Raw genomic sequence first — 15997 nt, 5'->3', positions numbered from 1 at the left:
ATGGCTTACAGCGAAAAAGTAATCGATCACTATGAGAACCCGCGTAACGTAGGGTCGTTTGACAACAACGACGATAACGTGGGAAGCGGCATGGTTGGCGCTCCGGCCTGCGGCGACGTCATGAAGTTGCAGATTAAAGTTAACGATGAAGGTATCATTGAAGACGCGCGCTTCAAGACTTACGGCTGCGGTTCCGCTATCGCCTCCAGTTCTCTGGTAACGGAGTGGGTGAAAGGGAAATCCCTGGACGAAGCGCAGGCGATTAAAAACACCGACATTGCAGACGAACTGGAGCTGCCGCCGGTGAAAATTCACTGCTCTATTCTGGCGGAAGACGCGATTAAAGCCGCTATTGCGGATTACAAAAGCAAACGCGAAGCGAAATAAAATAGAACGTTAACATTGAGGTTTTGTTATGTCGATTACACTTAGCGACAGTGCAGCAGCGCGAGTTAATACCTTCCTGGCCAACCGTGGTAAAGGGTTTGGTCTGCGTCTGGGCGTGAGAACCTCCGGCTGCTCAGGTATGGCTTATGTACTGGAATTTGTTGACGAGCCAACGGCGGAAGACACCGTGTTTGAAGACAAAGGCGTTAAGGTAGTGGTTGACGGCAAGAGCCTGCAATTTCTGGACGGTACACAGCTGGACTTCGTAAAAGAAGGTCTGAACGAAGGGTTTAAATTCTCCAACCCGAATGTGAAAGATGAGTGTGGTTGCGGCGAAAGCTTCCACGTGTAACCGTGTTCCGCTGTTATACCGAGCATTCGTGCTGTAGAAAAGCGGCAAGCGAGTGAATCCCCAGGCGCTTACTTGAGTAAATGACTGGGGGAACCCGCGCAGACAACGCATCTGCGGCGCGAAGTAAGAAGGTATAACCCCACCGTGGTCGCCTGCGTGTGGGGTTTGTTCTGACAGGCTATCCCTGAGAATGTTATGGATTACTTCACCCTCTTTGGCTTACCAGCCCGTTATCAGATTGACACCCAGGCGCTGAGCCTTCGTTTTCAGGATCTGCAACGCCAGTATCACCCTGACAAATTTGCCAACGGCACTCAGGCGCAGCAGCTTGCCGCCGTCCAGCAATCCGCCACGATCAACCAGGCCTGGCAAACGCTGCGTCACCCTTTGACGCGCGCGGAGTATCTGCTTTCCTTACACGGGTTCGATCTGGCCAGCGAGCAACATACGGTACGCGACACCGCGTTTCTGATGGAACAACTCACGCTTCGCGAAGAGCTGGACGATATCGAACAATCAAAAGACGACGCGCGGCTGGAAAGCTTCATCAAACGCGTACAAAAGATGTTTGATGCTCGTCTTCAGCAAATGGTGGAACAGTTGGACAACGCCGCGTGGGACGCGGCGGCGGATACGGTGCGCAAACTGCGGTTTCTCGATAAACTGCGAAGCAGCGCAGAACAACTCGAAGAAAAGCTGCTCGATTTTTAACTGGAATCTAACATGGCCTTATTACAAATTAGTGAGCCTGGTCTGAGCGCCGCGCCGCATCAGCGTCGTCTGGCGGCGGGCATCGACTTAGGCACTACCAACTCTCTGGTTGCGACGGTTCGCAGCGGCCAGGCGGAAACTCTGCCTGACCACGAAGGGCGCCACCTGTTGCCTTCAGTGGTTCACTATCAGCAGCAGGGCCATACGGTCGGTTACGCTGCGCGTGACAATGCCGCGCAGGATACGGCCAACACTATCAGCTCTGTGAAACGCATGATGGGACGCTCGCTGGCGGATATCCAGGCGCGCTATCCGCATCTGCCTTACCGGTTTAAGGCAAGCGTTAATGGGCTGCCGATGATTGACACGGCGGCTGGATTGCTCAATCCGGTACGCGTATCGGCTGATATTCTCAAAGCGCTGGCCGCGCGGGCTAGCGAATCGCTCTCCGGCGAGCTGGATGGCGTGGTGATTACCGTTCCCGCCTATTTCGATGATGCCCAACGTCAGGGGACGAAAGACGCCGCGCGGCTGGCAGGCCTGCATGTGTTGCGCCTGCTCAACGAACCGACGGCGGCGGCGATTGCCTACGGTCTGGACTCAGGCAAAGAAGGCGTTATTGCTGTTTACGATCTCGGCGGCGGTACCTTCGATATCTCTATTTTACGCCTGAGCCGCGGGGTGTTTGAAGTGCTGGCGACGGGCGGTGATTCTGCGCTCGGCGGCGACGACTTTGACCATCTGCTGGCGGACTATATTCGCGAGCAGGCGGGAATTGCCGATCGTAGCGACAATCGCGTTCAGCGCGAACTGCTGGATGCCGCGATTGCCGCGAAAATCGCCTTAAGCGATGCCGATACTGTTCGCGTTAACGTTGCGGGCTGGCAGGGGGAGATCACTCGCGAGCAGTTTAACGATCTCATTTCCGCGCTGGTTAAGCGCACGCTATTGGCCTGCCGTCGCGCATTGAAAGATGCCGGCGTTGATCCCCAGGACGTTCTGGAAGTGGTCATGGTCGGCGGTTCGACCCGTGTACCGCTGGTGCGTGAGCGCGTGGGCGAATTTTTTGGCCGCACGCCGTTAACCGCTATCGACCCGGATAAAGTGGTCGCTATCGGCGCAGCGATTCAGGCCGATATTCTGGTCGGCAACAAGCCGGACAGCGAAATGCTGCTGCTGGACGTGATTCCACTCTCTCTTGGGCTGGAGACGATGGGCGGCCTGGTGGAAAAAGTCATTCCGCGCAACACCACTATCCCGGTGGCGCGCGCGCAGGATTTCACCACCTTCAAAGACGGCCAGACCGCGATGTCTATCCATGTGATGCAGGGCGAACGCGAACTGGTGCAGGACTGCCGCTCGCTGGCGCGCTTTGCTCTGCGCGGGATTCCGCCGCTGCCGGCGGGCGGGGCGCATATTCGCGTGACCTTCCAGGTAGACGCCGATGGCCTGTTGAGCGTCACCGCAATGGAAAAATCCACCGGCGTCGAGGCCTCCATTCAGGTCAAACCTTCCTATGGCCTGACCGATGGCGAAATCGCCTCGATGATCAAGGATTCCATGAGTTTTGCCGAGCAGGACGTGAAAGCGCGTATGCTGGCGGAGCAAAAAGTCGAAGCCGCGCGCGTGCTGGAAAGTTTGACCGGCGCGCTAACTGCCGACGCCGCGCTGTTAAGCGCCGCAGAACGTCAATGCATTGATGATGCCGCCGCACATTTAAGCGCGGTCGCACAAGGCGATGATGTTGACGCCATAGAACAAGCCATTAAAAACGTAGATAAACAAACCCAGGAATTTGCCGCTCGCCGCATGGACCAGTCGGTTCGTCGCGCGTTGAAAGGCCATTCCGTAGACGAGGTTTAACATGCCGAAGATTGTTATTCTGCCTCATCAGGATCTTTGTCCGGATGGCGCAGTTCTGGAAGCTGAGACCGGTGAAACCATTCTTGACGTTGCGCTGCGCAACGGCATCGAGATTGAACACGCCTGTGAGAAATCGTGCGCCTGCACCACCTGTCACTGTATTGTACGTGAAGGCTTCGACTCCTTGCCGGAAAGTTCGGAAGAAGAAGACGATATGCTGGATAAAGCGTGGGGGCTGGAGCCGGAAAGTCGACTGAGCTGCCAGGCCCGCGTTACCGACGACGATCTGGTTATCGAAATTCCACGTTACACAATCAACCATGCGCGTGAGCATTAACAGAGGGTAGTATGGGACTCAAGTGGACCGATAGCCGCGAGATCGGCGAAGCGTTATACGACGCATATCCTGATGTCGATCCTAAAACCGTTCGTTTCACCGATCTGCATCAGTGGATCTGCGAACTGGACGATTTTGACGACGACCCTAACGCATCCAATGAAAAAATTCTGGAGGCGATTCTGCTAGTCTGGTTGGATGAAGCAGAGTAAGTCAAATAACGGGCTGCCCTACGGCGGCCCGTTTGCTAATAAGGAAAATAACAATGACAGAAGCCATGAAAATTACGCTTTCCACGCAGCCTGCCGATGCGCGCTGGGGCGATAAAGCCACTTACAGTATTAATAACGACGGTATTACCTTGCATCTTAACGGTAAAGACGATCTGGGATTGATCCAGCGTGCGGCGCGTAAAATCGACGGCCTGGGAATAAAACAGGTCGCGCTGACAGGCGAAGGATGGGATACCGAGCGTTGTTGGGCATTCTGGGCGGGTTACAAAGGACCAAAAGGCGTCCGTACCGTAATGTGGCCGGATTTAGACGATGCCCAACGTCAGGAACTGGATAACCGCCTGACCATTATTGACTGGGTGCGCGACACCATTAATGCTCCGGCGGAAGAGCTTGGGCCGGAGCAACTGGCGCAGCGCGCGGTGGATCTGCTGTGCAGCGTCGCGTGCGATAGCGTCACTTACCGTATCACCAAAGGCGAAGATCTGCGCGAGCAGAACTATATGGGGCTGCATACCGTAGGCCGTGGTTCTGAGCGTCCGCCGGTGCTGCTGGCGCTGGATTACAACCCGACGGGAGACAAAGATGCGCCGGTTTATGCCTGCCTGGTCGGTAAAGGTATCACCTTTGACTCCGGCGGCTACAGTATCAAACAAAGCGCTTTTATGGACTCAATGAAATCCGATATGGGCGGCGCGGCGACAGTAACGGGCGCGCTGGCGTTCGCCATTACCCGTGGGCTGAATAAACGCGTAAAACTGTTCCTGTGCTGCGCCGATAATCTGATCAGCGGCAATGCGTTTAAACTGGGCGATATTATTCGCTACCGTAATGGTAAGAATGTCGAAGTCATGAATACCGATGCGGAAGGGCGACTGGTGCTGGCAGATGGTCTGATTGACGCCAGCGCGCAACACCCGCAGCTAATCATTGATATGGCGACGTTAACCGGCGCGGCGAAAACGGCGCTGGGTAACGACTACCATGCGCTATTCAGTTTTGACGATACGCTGGCGGGGCGCTTGCTGACCAGCGCGGCGCAAGAGAATGAACCGTTCTGGCGTCTGCCGCTGGCGGAGTTCCACCGTAACCAGCTGCCGTCTAACTTTGCGGAACTGAACAACACCGGCAGCGCGGCGTATCCCGCCGGGGCAAGCACCGCCGCAGGTTTTCTGTCGCACTTTGTTGAAAATTACCGCGAAGGCTGGCTGCACATTGACTGTTCCGCCACTTATCGCAAAGCGCCGGTTGAGCAGTGGGCTGCCGGGGCAACCGGTCTGGGTGTGCGCACCATCGCGAATTTGCTGACCGCCTGAACGGTGTTTTTGTAGGCCGGGTAAGCGAAGCGCCACCCGGCATTTTGCCTGATGGCGACGCCGTGCGTCTTATCAGGCCTACAACCCATATACATAATTTGTGATTCCTATGTCCGAAACTAAAAATGAATTAGAAATCTTGCTGGAGAAAGCGGCGACTGAGCCCGCGCATCGTCCGGCATTTTTCCGTACCTTACTGGAGTCCACCGTCTGGGCGCCGGGCAGCGCTGCCGAAGGCGAGGCGATTGTGGAAGACAGTGCTCTGGATTTGCAGCACTGGGAAAAAGAAGACGGCACGACCGTCATTCCCTTCTTTACTTCTCTGGAGGCGCTGCAGCAGGCCGTGGAAGACGAACAGGCATTTGTGGTGATGCCGGCGCGCACGCTGTTTGAAATGACGCTTGGCGAAACGCTATTCCTCAACGCTAAATTGCCGACGGGCAAAGAGTTTATGCCGCGTGAAATCAGCCTGCTTCTCGCTGAGGAAGGCAGTCCGTTAAGTACGCAGGAAGTGCTGGAAGGCGGCGAGTCGCTTATTTTATCCGAAGTGGCCGAGCCGCCGTCGCAGATGATTGATTCCCTCACTACGCTGTTTAAAACCATCAAACCGGTGAAACGCGCGTTTCTCTGCGCGATTAAAGAACATGCGGACGCCCAACCCAATCTGCTGATTGGCATTGAGGCTGACGGCGAGATTGAAGAGATCATTCACGCAGCGGGCAATGTGGCGACCGACACGTTACCGGGTGACGAACCGATCGATATTTGTCAGGTGAGGAAGGGCGAGCAGGGTATCAGCCACTTTATCACCGAGCATATCGCGCCGTTCTACGAGCGCCGCTGGGGCGGGTTCCTGCGCGATTTTAAACAGAACCGCATCATCTGAAGAAAAGAAAGCCGCCCAACAGGGCGGCCTCCTGGCTTACCTGCTCTGGACGTTGAGCGTTACGGGAACAGAGCTACCTGGGTGGCTTCTGTCTGCGTGAAGACACAACGTGCCAGAAACAAGAAGCACGACACAAAAGCATCGTACCTTCATGTTGCGGTCCTTGCGAAGACCGCATCACGGCAGCACCGCTGGCGATAATGCCGTGATAGCAGGCACTACGGTGTGCCTGCGCTTACGGCCATGGGTTATCCTCTCCTGAAGCCAGCGCCCGTTTGCGAGACGGCGGAAAGGGCCGGGAAAGATAATACCTCAAATGTTGAATAGTTTCCCGGTAAATCATATTGACATTTGCTCCCTTAAAAGGGAGTATTAATCCCCTACGGTGTGCCTGCGTTGCTATGGCAACAAAGCCTGCTGGAAAGGCCGCGAACCGGACCAGCACAAAAAAACCGCTCAACTGAGCGGTTTTTTTGTGGCCTGCTTAAACCGAATTTATGTAGATTCGTTTTAAATCAGCCTGAACGGTAGGCCGGATAAGCGTGAGCGCCACCCGACAGCATGTCGATTAATCGACGAGCGCGTCCAGTTTTGCCCAAAACGCCTCATGATAATCCTCCAGGTCAAGTAAAGCGGCATCGCGTTGTTCATTCATTTTTTGCTGTGCCTTCCATTGCGGAAGATGTAAATCCTCTTCGGTAAAGCCAATGTCTTTAGCGCCCGAAATAATATTATAGAGATATTCCACCAGAGAAGACTCCGCCAGCCAGAATTCATTACGTTCCATGCGGGCAATAGGGTATTCGCCGTTGGCATCCCGTTCTGTGATATAGATAAAAATGGCCTGATCGCCGACATGATCGATACGAATTAATGCCGGAAGACGGGGATCGTTACTCCAGACAGGCATCAGATCTTCAATATCAATACCTGAGCTATCCATGCCAGCGCCGTAATACGCCTCTTCATCAGGGGAGTAAGAATGAATTACTCCCTCTTTATCAATAGATCTTTGTAATGTTTCAATCACAGGCATATTATAATTGCTAAGTAGATCGCGGTCGTAGGCCAGTAGCGCCTTCAGGCTTTCAGGCAACTCAGTGGTTTCCGTATTTTGCGGATCGCGATACTTACGCACTCGCAGACGACTTATTTCCTCGGCAGGCATAGAATTAGGCACCTTATTACGGTTAACCTTTTTAACCAACTCAATTAAATTAGCGAGTAAAATATCCATTTTCCATCCTTAAAAATTATCTTTACAGGAGTTATTTTCCGGTGAAAACCAAAACAGCGGTGATGATACTCCTTATACCCGGCGTAAAGTATTTACCGATAAAAAATAGGATTTTATTAAGAGAAAATAATGCCCGTTTGCAGGACAGTGGAAAACAGCTGAATAAAAACAATGTCTGTAGATCGTTTTACATCAGCCTGAACGGTAGGCCGGATAAGCGTGAGCGCCATCCGGCATGGCGGATATTAAGCGGGTTCAACCGGTAAATCGGTACGCGCGCCCCATTCGCTCCACGCGCCGTCGTAAAGCGTGACGTCAGGCACATCCAGCGTGGCGAGCGCCAGCACCACGACCGCGGCCGTCACGCCGGAACCGCAACTGGCGATAATCGGTCTGTCGAAACTCACGCCGTGGCTGAAAAAAACCTCATTCAGTTCGTCAGTGGTCTTTAATTCGCCCTCATACACCAGTTCCGTCCACGGGACGTTTAGCGCGCCAGGAATGTGTCCGCGCCTTAGTCCCGGACGCGGTTCATCAACCTGAGCGTTGAAACGCGCCGCCGGACGCGCGTCAACGATTTGCGCGGTTTTTTCATGACTTGCCAGCAATACGTCGGTGAGACGCACCATGGCTTGCGGCGTGAATTTCGCCTCAAACTCGCCTCCTTCATGCGCTTCCTCGCCTTCGCGCAATAGCCATTCGTCGCGCTGCCAGCCCGCCAGTCCGCCCGCCAGAATGGACACTTTCTCGGCACCGAACGTGCGCAGCATCCACCATGCCCGCGGAGCGGAGAACAGATTGCCTTCATCGTATATGACCAGGTGTTTATCCTGGCGAACACCCAGTTCACGCATGGCCACCGCAAACGCTTCCGGGCGCGGCATCATATGCGGCAACGGCGATGCGCGATCGGAAAGCGCTTCAATATCAAAAAACAGCGCGCCGGGAATATGTCCGGCGCGATATTCGCCCGCCATATCACGATGTTCCTGTCCTGGCGGCGCCATACGGGCGTCAAGAATCTGTATTTCCGGATCATCAATATGTTCGGCAAGCCAGTCGGCGGCGACAAAAAAGGCGGTGGTCATGGGCATCTCCATTGTTACCTGATTATGATCAAATTGTCGGACGTTTCCCGAAAAGGGACAAGTAGAAGAGGCTGTTTTGGCTGGCGAAACCACATTTCTGCGTAAAATTTTCGCATCATCACAGTAATACGGACTTACACAATAAAATTTCTCACGCATAATATCTCATCAACCGTTGCTGACAGGCCGTTAAGGCCAGGGATGAAAGATGAAACATTTACGCGTGGGGGCCTGCATGATCATGCTGGCGCTGGCGGGATGCGATAACAACGATAAAACCGCCCCGACGACTAAAAGCGAAGCGCCAGCCGTAGCGCAGCCCTCGCCCGCGCAAGACCCGGCACAGCTACAAAAGCTGGCGCAGCAAAGCCAGGGCAAAGCGCTCACGCTATTAGACGCCTCCGAAGCGCAGCTTGACGGCGCGGCGACGCTGGTGCTGACGTTTTCAATTCCTTTAGATCCTGAACAGGATTTCTCCCGTGTGGTTCACGTGGTTGATAAGAAAAGCGGCAGCGTTGACGGCGCATGGGAGCTGGCGCCAAATTTAAAAGAGCTAAGGTTACGTCATCTGGAACCTGAACGCGTGCTGGTGGTCACGGTTGATCCCGCCGTTAAAGCGCTGAATAACGCCACCTTCGGCAAGTCTTATGAAAAAACGATTACCACGCGTGATGTCCAGCCCAGCGTCGGCTTTGCCAGCCGGGGATCGCTGCTACCGGGGAAAATAGCGGAAGGACTGCCGGTCATGGCGCTTAACGTCAACCATGTTGATGTGAACTTTTTCCGCGTTAAGCCCGGATCGCTGGCGTCATTTGTCAGCCAGTGGGAGTACCGTAGTTCTCTCTCTAACTGGGAGTCCGACAATCTGCTGAAAATGGCGGATCTGGTTTATACCGGTCGTTTTGATCTTAATCCGGCGCGCAATACGCGTGAGAAACTGCTGCTGCCATTAAGCGATATTAAGCCGCTGCAACAGGCGGGCGTATATGTGGCGGTAATGAATCAGGCTGGACACTACAACTATAGTAATGCCGCTACGTTGTTTACCCTTAGCGATATCGGCGTGTCCGCGCACCGTTACCATAATCGGCTGGATATCTTTACGCAAAGCCTGGAAAACGGCGCGGCGCAGTCGGGAATTGAGATTGTTCTTCTGAATGATAAAGGTCAGACGCTGGCGCAGGCGACGAGCGACGCGCAGGGACATGTGCAACTGGAAGCTGATAAAGCGGCGGCGCTATTACTGGCGCGTAAAGAGGAGCAGACCACGCTGCTCGATCTCACGCTTCCGGCTCTGGATCTGTCGGAATTTAATGTCGCTGGCGCGCCCGGCTACAGCAAGCAGTTCTTTATGTTCGGCCCGCGCGATCTCTACCGACCGGGCGAAACGGTTATCCTCAACGGATTACTGCGCGATAGCGACGGTAAAACGCTGCCCGATCAACCCGTTAAGCTGGAAGTGGTAAAACCAGACGGACAGGTGATGCGTACCGTCGTCAGCCAGCCGGAAAACGGGCTATACCGTTTGAATTATCCGCTGGATATCAACGCGCCGACCGGCTTGTGGCATGTCCGCGCCAACACCGGCGATAATTTGCTGCGGAGTTGGGATTTCCACGTGGAAGACTTTATGCCGGAGCGGATGGCGCTCAACCTGACGGCGCAAAAAACACCTCTGGCGCCTGCGGATGAGGTGAAATTCTCCGTTGTCGGCTATTACTTGTATGGCGCGCCTGCTAACGGCAATACCTTGCAAGGGCAACTTTTCCTGCGTCCGCTGCGCGACGCTGTCGCGGCCTTGCCTGGCTTCCAGTTCGGCAATATTGCCGAAGAGAATCTTTCGCGCAGCCTGGACGAAGTTCAACTGACGTTGGATAAAGGCGGACGTGGTGAAGTGAGTGCTGCCAGCCAGTGGCAAGAAGCGCATTCGCCGCTGCAGGTAATTCTACAGGCCAGCCTGCTGGAGTCTGGCGGTCGTCCGGTCACTCGTCGCGTAGAGCAGGCGATTTGGCCTGCCGATACGTTACCGGGAATTCGTCCACAGTTCGCCGCCAAAGCGGTATACGACTACCGTACGGATACCACCGTTAATCAACCGATTGTCGACGAAGACAGCAACGCCGCATTCGATATTGTTTACGCCAACGCGCAGGGCGAGAAAAAAGCGGTGTCTGGTTTACAGGTGCGGCTCATCCGCGAGCGTCGCGACTATTACTGGAACTGGTCGGAAAGCGAAGGCTGGCAGTCGCAGTTTGATCAAAAAGATCTGGTGGAGGGCGAGCAGACGCTGGATCTTAACGCGGATGAAACCGGAAAAGTCAGCTTCCCGGTGGAATGGGGCGCGTACCGTCTGGAGGTCAAAGCGCCGAATGAGACGGTCAGCAGCGTTCGTTTCTGGGCCGGCTATAGCTGGCAGGATAACAGCGACGGTAGCGGCGCGGCGCGTCCGGATCGCGTCACCCTCAAACTGGATAAAGCGAATTATCGTCCAGGCGACACCATGAAATTGCATATCGCCGCGCCGGTCGCCGGTAAAGGTTATGCCATGGTGGAGTCCAGCGACGGTCCGCTGTGGTGGCAGGCGATCGATGTGCCGGCACAAGGTCTGGAGCTCACGATTCCGGTGGATAAAACCTGGAATCGCCACGATCTCTATCTCAGTACGCTGGTGGTGCGTCCCGGCGATAAATCTCGTTCCGCGACGCCAAAACGCGCCGTGGGGTTACTACACCTACCGCTGGGGGATGAAAACCGCCGCCTCGATCTGGCGCTGGAAAGCCCGGCTAAAATGCGCCCGAATCAGCCGCTCACCGTCAGGGTGAAAGCCAGCGTTAAACACGGCGAAATGCCAAAACAGATCAACGTGCTGGTCTCCGCGGTCGATAGCGGCGTATTGAATATCACCGATTACGCGACGCCGGACCCGTGGCAGGCGTTCTTCGGTCAAAAACGCTACGGTGCGGATATCTACGATATTTACGGCCAGGTCATTGAAGGGCAGGGGCGGCTGGCGGCGTTGCGTTTTGGCGGCGATGGCGACGACCTTAAGCGCGGCGGAAAACCGCCGGTAAACCATGTCAATATCATCGCGCAGCAGGCGCAGCCGATCACGCTCAATGAGCAGGGCGAAGGGATCGTAACGCTGCCGATTGGCGACTTTAACGGCGAACTGCGGGTTATGGCGCAGGCATGGACAGCGGACGATTTTGGTCGCGGCGAAAGCAAAGTCGTTGTCGCCGCGCCAGTGATTGCCGAGCTGAATATGCCGCGTTTTCTGGCGGGAGGGGATGTTTCGCGACTGGTGCTGGACGTCACCAATCTGACCGACCGTCCGCAGACGCTGAATATTGCGCTCGCCGCCAGTGGGTTACTGGAACTGCTTAGCCAGCAGCCGCAACCGGTCAACCTGGCGCCGGGCGTGCGCACCACCTTATTCGTTCCGGTACGCGCGCTGGAAGGTTTTGGCGAAGGCGAAATCCAGGCGACCATTAGCGGTCTGAATCTGCCGGGAGAAACCCTCGGCGCGCAGCATAAGCAGTGGCAAATCGGCGTGCGTCCGGCCTGGCCTGCCCAAACGGTAAATAGCGGCATTGCGCTGGCGCCGGGAGAGAGCTGGCATGTACCAGAGCAGCATCTGGCAAACGTCTCGCCAGCCACGTTACAGGGACAACTGCTGTTAAGCGGAAAACCGCCGCTCAATCTGGCGCGCTACATTCGCGAGCTGAAAGCATATCCGTACGGGTGCCTGGAACAAACCACCAGCGGGTTATTCCCGGCGCTGTATACCAATGCCGCTCAATTGCAGTCGCTCGGTATTACCGGTGATAGCGATGAAAAACGGCGCGCCGCGGTGGATATCGGCATCTCACGGGTACTACAGATGCAGCGTGATAACGGCGGTTTTGCGCTATGGGATGAAAATGGGGCGGAAGAGCCCTGGCTAACGGCCTACGCGATGGATTTCCTTATTCGCGCGGGCGAGCAGGGATATAGCGTCCTGCCGGAGGCCATTAACCGGGGCAATGAGCGACTGCTGCGCTATCTGCAGGATCCCGGCACGATGCTGATTCGTTATAGCGATAATACTCAGGCCAGTACTTTTGCCGCTCAGGCTTACGCCGCGCTGGTACTGGCGCGTCAGCAGAAAGCGCCGCTCGGCGCGCTGCGCGAAATCTGGGAGCGCCGTAGTCAGGCGGCTTCAGGACTGCCGCTGATGCAATTGGGCATCGCGTTAAACACGATGGGTGATGCCAGACGCGGCGAAGAGGCCATTACGCTGGCTCTGAATACGCCGCGTCAGGACGAACGGCAATGGATAGCGGATTACGGCAGTTCTCTGCGCGATAACGCTCTGATGTTGTCGTTACTGGAAGAGAACAACCTCAGACCGGACGCGCAAAACGCGCTATTAAGCTCGCTTTCTGAGCAGGCCTTCGGTCAGCGCTGGCTCTCTACCCAGGAGAACAATGCCTTGTTCCTCGCCGCGCATTCGCGACAGGCCAGTGCGGGCGCCTGGCAGGCGCAGACCTCGTTAGAGGCGCAGCCGCTGTCGGGCGACAAGGCGCTGACCCGTAATCTGGATGCTGACCAGCTGGCCGCCCTTGAGGTGACGAACACCGGTAGCCAGCCGCTATGGCTGCGTCTGGATAGCAGCGGCTATCCCTCATCTGCGCCTGAGCCTGCCAGCAACGTTTTGCAGATTGAACGACAAATACTGGGGACCGATGGTCAGCGCAAATCGCTGTCCTCGTTGCGTAGCGGCGAACTGGTGCTGGTCTGGTTAACGGTAGTGGCCGATCGCAATGTGCCGGATGCGCTGGTGGTGGACCTGCTCCCGGCCGGACTGGAGCTGGAAAACCAGAATCTGGCTGACAGCAGCGCCAGCCTGCCGGAGAGCGGTAGCGAAGTGCAAAATCTGCTTAATCAGATGCAGCAGGCGGATATTCAGTATATGGAATTCCGCGACGATCGGTTTGTGGCTGCCGTCGTTGTCAATGAGGGCCAGCCCGTGACGCTGGTCTACCTGGCGCGCGCGGTAACGCCGGGAACGTACCAGCTTGCGCAACCGCAGGTGGAATCGATGTACGCGCCTCAGTGGCGGGCAACCGGCGCGAGCGAGGGGCTGCTGATTGTGACGCCTTAAATGAACGGTTGGCGTGGTAAACGTGGCCGCTGGCTGTGGCTGGCGGGCGCGCCGCTTTTTATTCTTCTGGCGTTATGGGCGGCGGATAAACTTTGGCCGCTGCCGCTCAATGAGGTCCATCCTGCGCGGGTCGTGGTAGCCCATGACGGTACGCCGCTGTGGCGCTTTGCCGACGCCGGGGGGATCTGGCGTTATCCGGTGACGATTGAAGAGGTCTCTCCCCGCTACCTGGAGGCCTTAATCAATTACGAAGATCGCTGGTTCTGGCGGCACCCTGGCGTTAACCCTTTCTCCGTCGCGCGCGCGGCATGGCAGGATCTTACCGCCGGGCGCGTTATTTCCGGCGGCAGTACGCTGACTATGCAGGTGGCGAGACTGCTGGACCCGCATTCGCGCACGTTCGGCGGTAAAATCCGCCAGCTTTGGCGCGCCCTCCAGCTTGAATGGCATTTGTCCAAGCGCGATATCCTGACGCTGTACCTGAACCGCGCGCCGTTCGGCGGCACGCTACAGGGTATTGGCGCTGCAAGCTGGGCCTACTTCGGCAAGCCGCCCGCGCGCCTGAGCTACGCTGACGCGGCGCTGCTGGCCGTATTGCCGCAGGCGCCGAGCCGGTTACGCCCCGACCGCTGGCCTGCGAGAGCCGAAGCGGCACGAAATAAAGTGCTGGATCGGATGGCGGCGCAGGGCGTCTGGCCTGCCGAAACGGTACGCGAGTCGCGTGAAGAACCGGTCTGGCTGGCGCCGCGTCAAATGCCGCAACTGGCGCCGCTTTTTGCCCGAATGATGTTGAGTAAAAGCCAGAACGACAAAATTGTGACCACGCTGGACGCCGGATTGCAGCGGCAACTGGAAGATCTGGCGCGGGCATGGAAAGGGCGGCTGCCTGCACGCAGTTCGTTGGCGATGATCGTCGTCGATCATACCGATATGAGCGTGCGCGGCTGGGTAGGATCGGTAGACCTTAATGACGACAGCCGTTTTGGTCATGTCGACATGGTAACGGCGATCCGATCGCCGGGATCGGTACTCAAACCCTTTGTGTATGGTCTGGCGCTGGATGACGGCTTGATCCATCCCGCATCATTATTACAGGACGTTCCGCGCCGCACCGGAGATTACCGCCCGGGAAACTTCGACAGCGGATTTCACGGCCCGGTCAGCATGAGCGACGCGCTGGTACGCTCGCTGAATCTGCCTGCCGTTCAGGTACTTGAAGCCTATGGGCCGAAACGATTTGCGGCAAAACTGCGTAACGTCGGCCTGCCGCTATATTTGCCTGCTGGCGCGGCGCCCAATCTTTCGCTGATTCTGGGCGGCGCGGGCGCGCGGCTTGACGAGATGGCGGCGGCATACAGCGCGTTCGCTCGTCATGGGAAAGCGGCGAAACTACGGTTACAGCCGGACGATCCGCTGTCGGAAAGACCATTAATGTCGCCGGGAGCGGCGTGGATCATTCGACGGATTATGGCGGATGAAGCGCAACCCTTGCCGGATAACGCGCTGCCGCGCATTGTGCCGTTGGCGTGGAAAACCGGCACCAGTTACGGCTATCGCGATGCGTGGGCTATTGGCGTTAACGCGCGCTATATCATCGGCATCTGGACAGGCAGACCTGACGGCACGCCTGTGGTGGGGCAATTTGGTTTTGCCAGCGCGGTGCCATTACTTAACCAGGTCAATAATCTGTTACTGGCGCATACGGGACGCCTGCCGGAAGATCCGCGTCCGCAGACGGTAAGCCGCGGCGTCATTTGCTGGCCGGGCGGACAGACTCTGCCTGCCGGAGACAGCAACTGTCGCCGCCGACTGGCGACATGGCTGCTTGACGACAGCCAGCCGCCCACGCTGCTGTTACCTGAGCAGGAAGACATCAACGGTATTCGTTTCCCGGTCTGGCTGGATGATACGGGGCGGCGTGTCGCTGCCGACTGTCCGCAGGCGCGTGCGCATACGTTTATCGTCTGGCCGCGGCCGCTGGAGCCGTGGCTGCCGCCTGCGGAAAGACGTAGCGCCCGCTTGCCCGCGGCGTCCGACCACTGTCCGCCGCTACAGGGCAGTGATGCCGCGCCGTTAATGCTGTCAGGAGTGAGGGATGGCGCGGTGATCAGGCAATTGCCAGGCCAGGAAAACGTTACGCTGCCCGTCTCGACTACCGGCGGTAAAGGGCGTCGCTGGTGGTTTTTAAATGGCGAACCTGTTAATGGTGAAAATAATCGCCTTTCTTTATTACTCAATATCGCTGGACGTTATCAACTTGTCGTAATGGATGAGTCCGGTCAGGTTGCAGCGGTTAATTTTGAATTAATACGTTAACAACTCTTCAGAATAAATTATGAATTTCATTTAATTTAAAGTTAATGAGAATTATTAATTTTTCCGGAATTACCCTTAATGAGGGAGCTTGATAAATATCAAAAGATCTAACACTTAAAAACGTGAGA

At 56.2% G+C, this 15997-nt stretch carries 14 protein-coding genes; 11 read left to right on the top strand and 3 right to left on the bottom strand.

Annotated elements, in window-relative coordinates; translation table 11 throughout:
* The 8 genes from iscU (at nucleotide 1) to sseB (ending at nucleotide 6085) form a co-directional block, all read left to right on the top strand.
* Nucleotides 1–387 (top strand): Fe-S cluster assembly scaffold IscU, encoded by a 387-nt coding sequence (gene iscU, locus ACLJQJ_RS17825; RefSeq protein WP_000331704.1) that lies wholly within the window; start codon nucleotides 1–3, stop codon nucleotides 385–387.
* 28 nt (nucleotides 388–415) lie between these two features.
* The gene (gene iscA, locus ACLJQJ_RS17820; RefSeq protein WP_000028952.1) at nucleotides 416–739 is read left to right on the top strand and encodes an iron-sulfur cluster assembly protein IscA; all 324 of its coding nucleotides are present in this window, start codon (nucleotides 416–418) and stop codon (nucleotides 737–739) included.
* Nucleotides 740–934: 195 nt separating this feature from the next.
* Complete coding sequence (gene hscB, locus ACLJQJ_RS17815) at nucleotides 935–1450, top strand: co-chaperone HscB (protein ID WP_000384396.1); 516 nt, start codon at nucleotides 935–937, stop codon at nucleotides 1448–1450.
* Nucleotides 1451–1462: 12 nt separating this feature from the next.
* Complete coding sequence (hscA, locus tag ACLJQJ_RS17810; RefSeq protein WP_001196651.1) at nucleotides 1463–3313, top strand: Fe-S protein assembly chaperone HscA; 1851 nt, start codon at nucleotides 1463–1465, stop codon at nucleotides 3311–3313.
* Nucleotide 3314: 1 nt separating this feature from the next.
* Entirely contained in the window at nucleotides 3315–3650 is a 336-nt protein-coding gene (gene fdx, locus ACLJQJ_RS17805) for an ISC system 2Fe-2S type ferredoxin (protein WP_001124466.1), read from the top strand.
* Nucleotides 3651–3661: 11 nt separating this feature from the next.
* Entirely contained in the window at nucleotides 3662–3862 is a 201-nt protein-coding gene (gene iscX / locus ACLJQJ_RS17800; protein ID WP_000523621.1) for a Fe-S cluster assembly protein IscX, read from the top strand.
* Nucleotides 3863–3915: 53 nt separating this feature from the next.
* Entirely contained in the window at nucleotides 3916–5199 is a 1284-nt protein-coding gene (gene pepB / locus ACLJQJ_RS17795; protein WP_000133541.1) for an aminopeptidase PepB, read from the top strand.
* A gap of 109 nt (nucleotides 5200–5308) precedes the next feature.
* A complete protein-coding gene (sseB, locus tag ACLJQJ_RS17790) occupies nucleotides 5309–6085 on the top strand; it encodes an enhanced serine sensitivity protein SseB (protein ID WP_063809315.1) in 777 nt (258 codons plus the stop codon).
* 36 nt (nucleotides 6086–6121) lie between these two features.
* On the opposite strand, the gene timP is transcribed toward sseB, so the two are convergent.
* Both timP and ACLJQJ_RS17780 read right to left on the bottom strand, forming a co-directional pair.
* Nucleotides 6122–6238 (bottom strand): small toxic inner membrane protein TimP, encoded by a 117-nt coding sequence (gene timP, locus ACLJQJ_RS17785; protein ID WP_242618368.1) that lies wholly within the window; start codon nucleotides 6236–6238, stop codon nucleotides 6122–6124.
* A gap of 415 nt (nucleotides 6239–6653) precedes the next feature.
* On the bottom strand, nucleotides 6654–7322 hold the full coding sequence (locus ACLJQJ_RS17780; RefSeq protein WP_039590998.1) for a DUF5066 family protein: 669 nt from the start codon (nucleotides 7320–7322) through the stop codon (nucleotides 6654–6656).
* A 41-nt stretch (nucleotides 7323–7363) separates the two neighbouring features.
* On the opposite strand from ACLJQJ_RS17780, the gene ACLJQJ_RS17775 reads away from it, so the two are divergent.
* On the top strand, nucleotides 7364–7588 hold the full coding sequence (locus ACLJQJ_RS17775) for a hypothetical protein (protein WP_001535525.1): 225 nt from the start codon (nucleotides 7364–7366) through the stop codon (nucleotides 7586–7588).
* On the opposite strand, the gene sseA is transcribed toward ACLJQJ_RS17775, so the two are convergent.
* Nucleotides 7568–8410: a 3-mercaptopyruvate sulfurtransferase gene (gene sseA / locus ACLJQJ_RS17770; RefSeq protein ID WP_023241637.1), complete on the bottom strand. Its 843-nt coding sequence runs from the start codon at nucleotides 8408–8410 to the stop codon at nucleotides 7568–7570. The genes ACLJQJ_RS17775 and sseA overlap by 21 nt on opposite strands.
* A 208-nt stretch (nucleotides 8411–8618) precedes the next feature.
* Between sseA and ACLJQJ_RS17765 the strand changes: the two genes are divergently transcribed.
* Nucleotides 8619–13553, top strand: coding sequence for an alpha-2-macroglobulin family protein (locus tag ACLJQJ_RS17765; RefSeq protein WP_063809314.1), 4935 nt, complete (start codon nucleotides 8619–8621; stop codon nucleotides 13551–13553).
* On the top strand, nucleotides 13554–15869 hold the full coding sequence (gene pbpC, locus ACLJQJ_RS17760; RefSeq protein ID WP_001014772.1) for a peptidoglycan glycosyltransferase PbpC: 2316 nt from the start codon (nucleotides 13554–13556) through the stop codon (nucleotides 15867–15869).
* Nucleotides 15870–15997 lie beyond the last annotated feature (128 nt).

It is taken from the genome of Salmonella sp. SAL04202, assembly GCF_046550775.1.
GTDB classification, from domain to species: domain Bacteria; phylum Pseudomonadota; class Gammaproteobacteria; order Enterobacterales; family Enterobacteriaceae; genus Salmonella; species Salmonella enterica.
This window is presented reverse-complemented; position numbering and strand designations above follow the sequence as displayed.

Excerpts from the sequence above, each read along its gene's own strand:
- ACLJQJ_RS17765 (WP_063809314.1), top strand. The coding sequence starts at position 8,619 with ATGAAACATTTACGCGTGGGGGCCTGCATGATCATGCTGGCGCTGGCG.
- sseB (WP_063809315.1), top strand. The coding sequence starts at position 5,309 with ATGTCCGAAACTAAAAATGAATTAGAAATCTTGCTGGAGAAAGCGGCG.
- iscA (WP_000028952.1), top strand. The coding sequence starts at position 416 with ATGTCGATTACACTTAGCGACAGTGCAGCAGCGCGAGTTAATACCTTC.
- fdx (WP_001124466.1), top strand. The coding sequence starts at position 3,315 with ATGCCGAAGATTGTTATTCTGCCTCATCAGGATCTTTGTCCGGATGGC.
- ACLJQJ_RS17780 (WP_039590998.1), bottom strand. The coding sequence starts at position 7,322 with ATGGATATTTTACTCGCTAATTTAATTGAGTTGGTTAAAAAGGTTAAC.
- iscX (WP_000523621.1), top strand. The coding sequence starts at position 3,662 with ATGGGACTCAAGTGGACCGATAGCCGCGAGATCGGCGAAGCGTTATAC.
- timP (WP_242618368.1), bottom strand. The coding sequence starts at position 6,238 with ATGAAGGTACGATGCTTTTGTGTCGTGCTTCTTGTTTCTGGCACGTTG.
- iscU (WP_000331704.1), top strand. The coding sequence starts at position 1 with ATGGCTTACAGCGAAAAAGTAATCGATCACTATGAGAACCCGCGTAAC.
- pbpC (WP_001014772.1), top strand. The coding sequence starts at position 13,554 with ATGAACGGTTGGCGTGGTAAACGTGGCCGCTGGCTGTGGCTGGCGGGC.
- hscB (WP_000384396.1), top strand. The coding sequence starts at position 935 with ATGGATTACTTCACCCTCTTTGGCTTACCAGCCCGTTATCAGATTGAC.
- sseA (WP_023241637.1), bottom strand. The coding sequence starts at position 8,410 with ATGACCACCGCCTTTTTTGTCGCCGCCGACTGGCTTGCCGAACATATT.
- pepB (WP_000133541.1), top strand. The coding sequence starts at position 3,916 with ATGACAGAAGCCATGAAAATTACGCTTTCCACGCAGCCTGCCGATGCG.
- hscA (WP_001196651.1), top strand. The coding sequence starts at position 1,463 with ATGGCCTTATTACAAATTAGTGAGCCTGGTCTGAGCGCCGCGCCGCAT.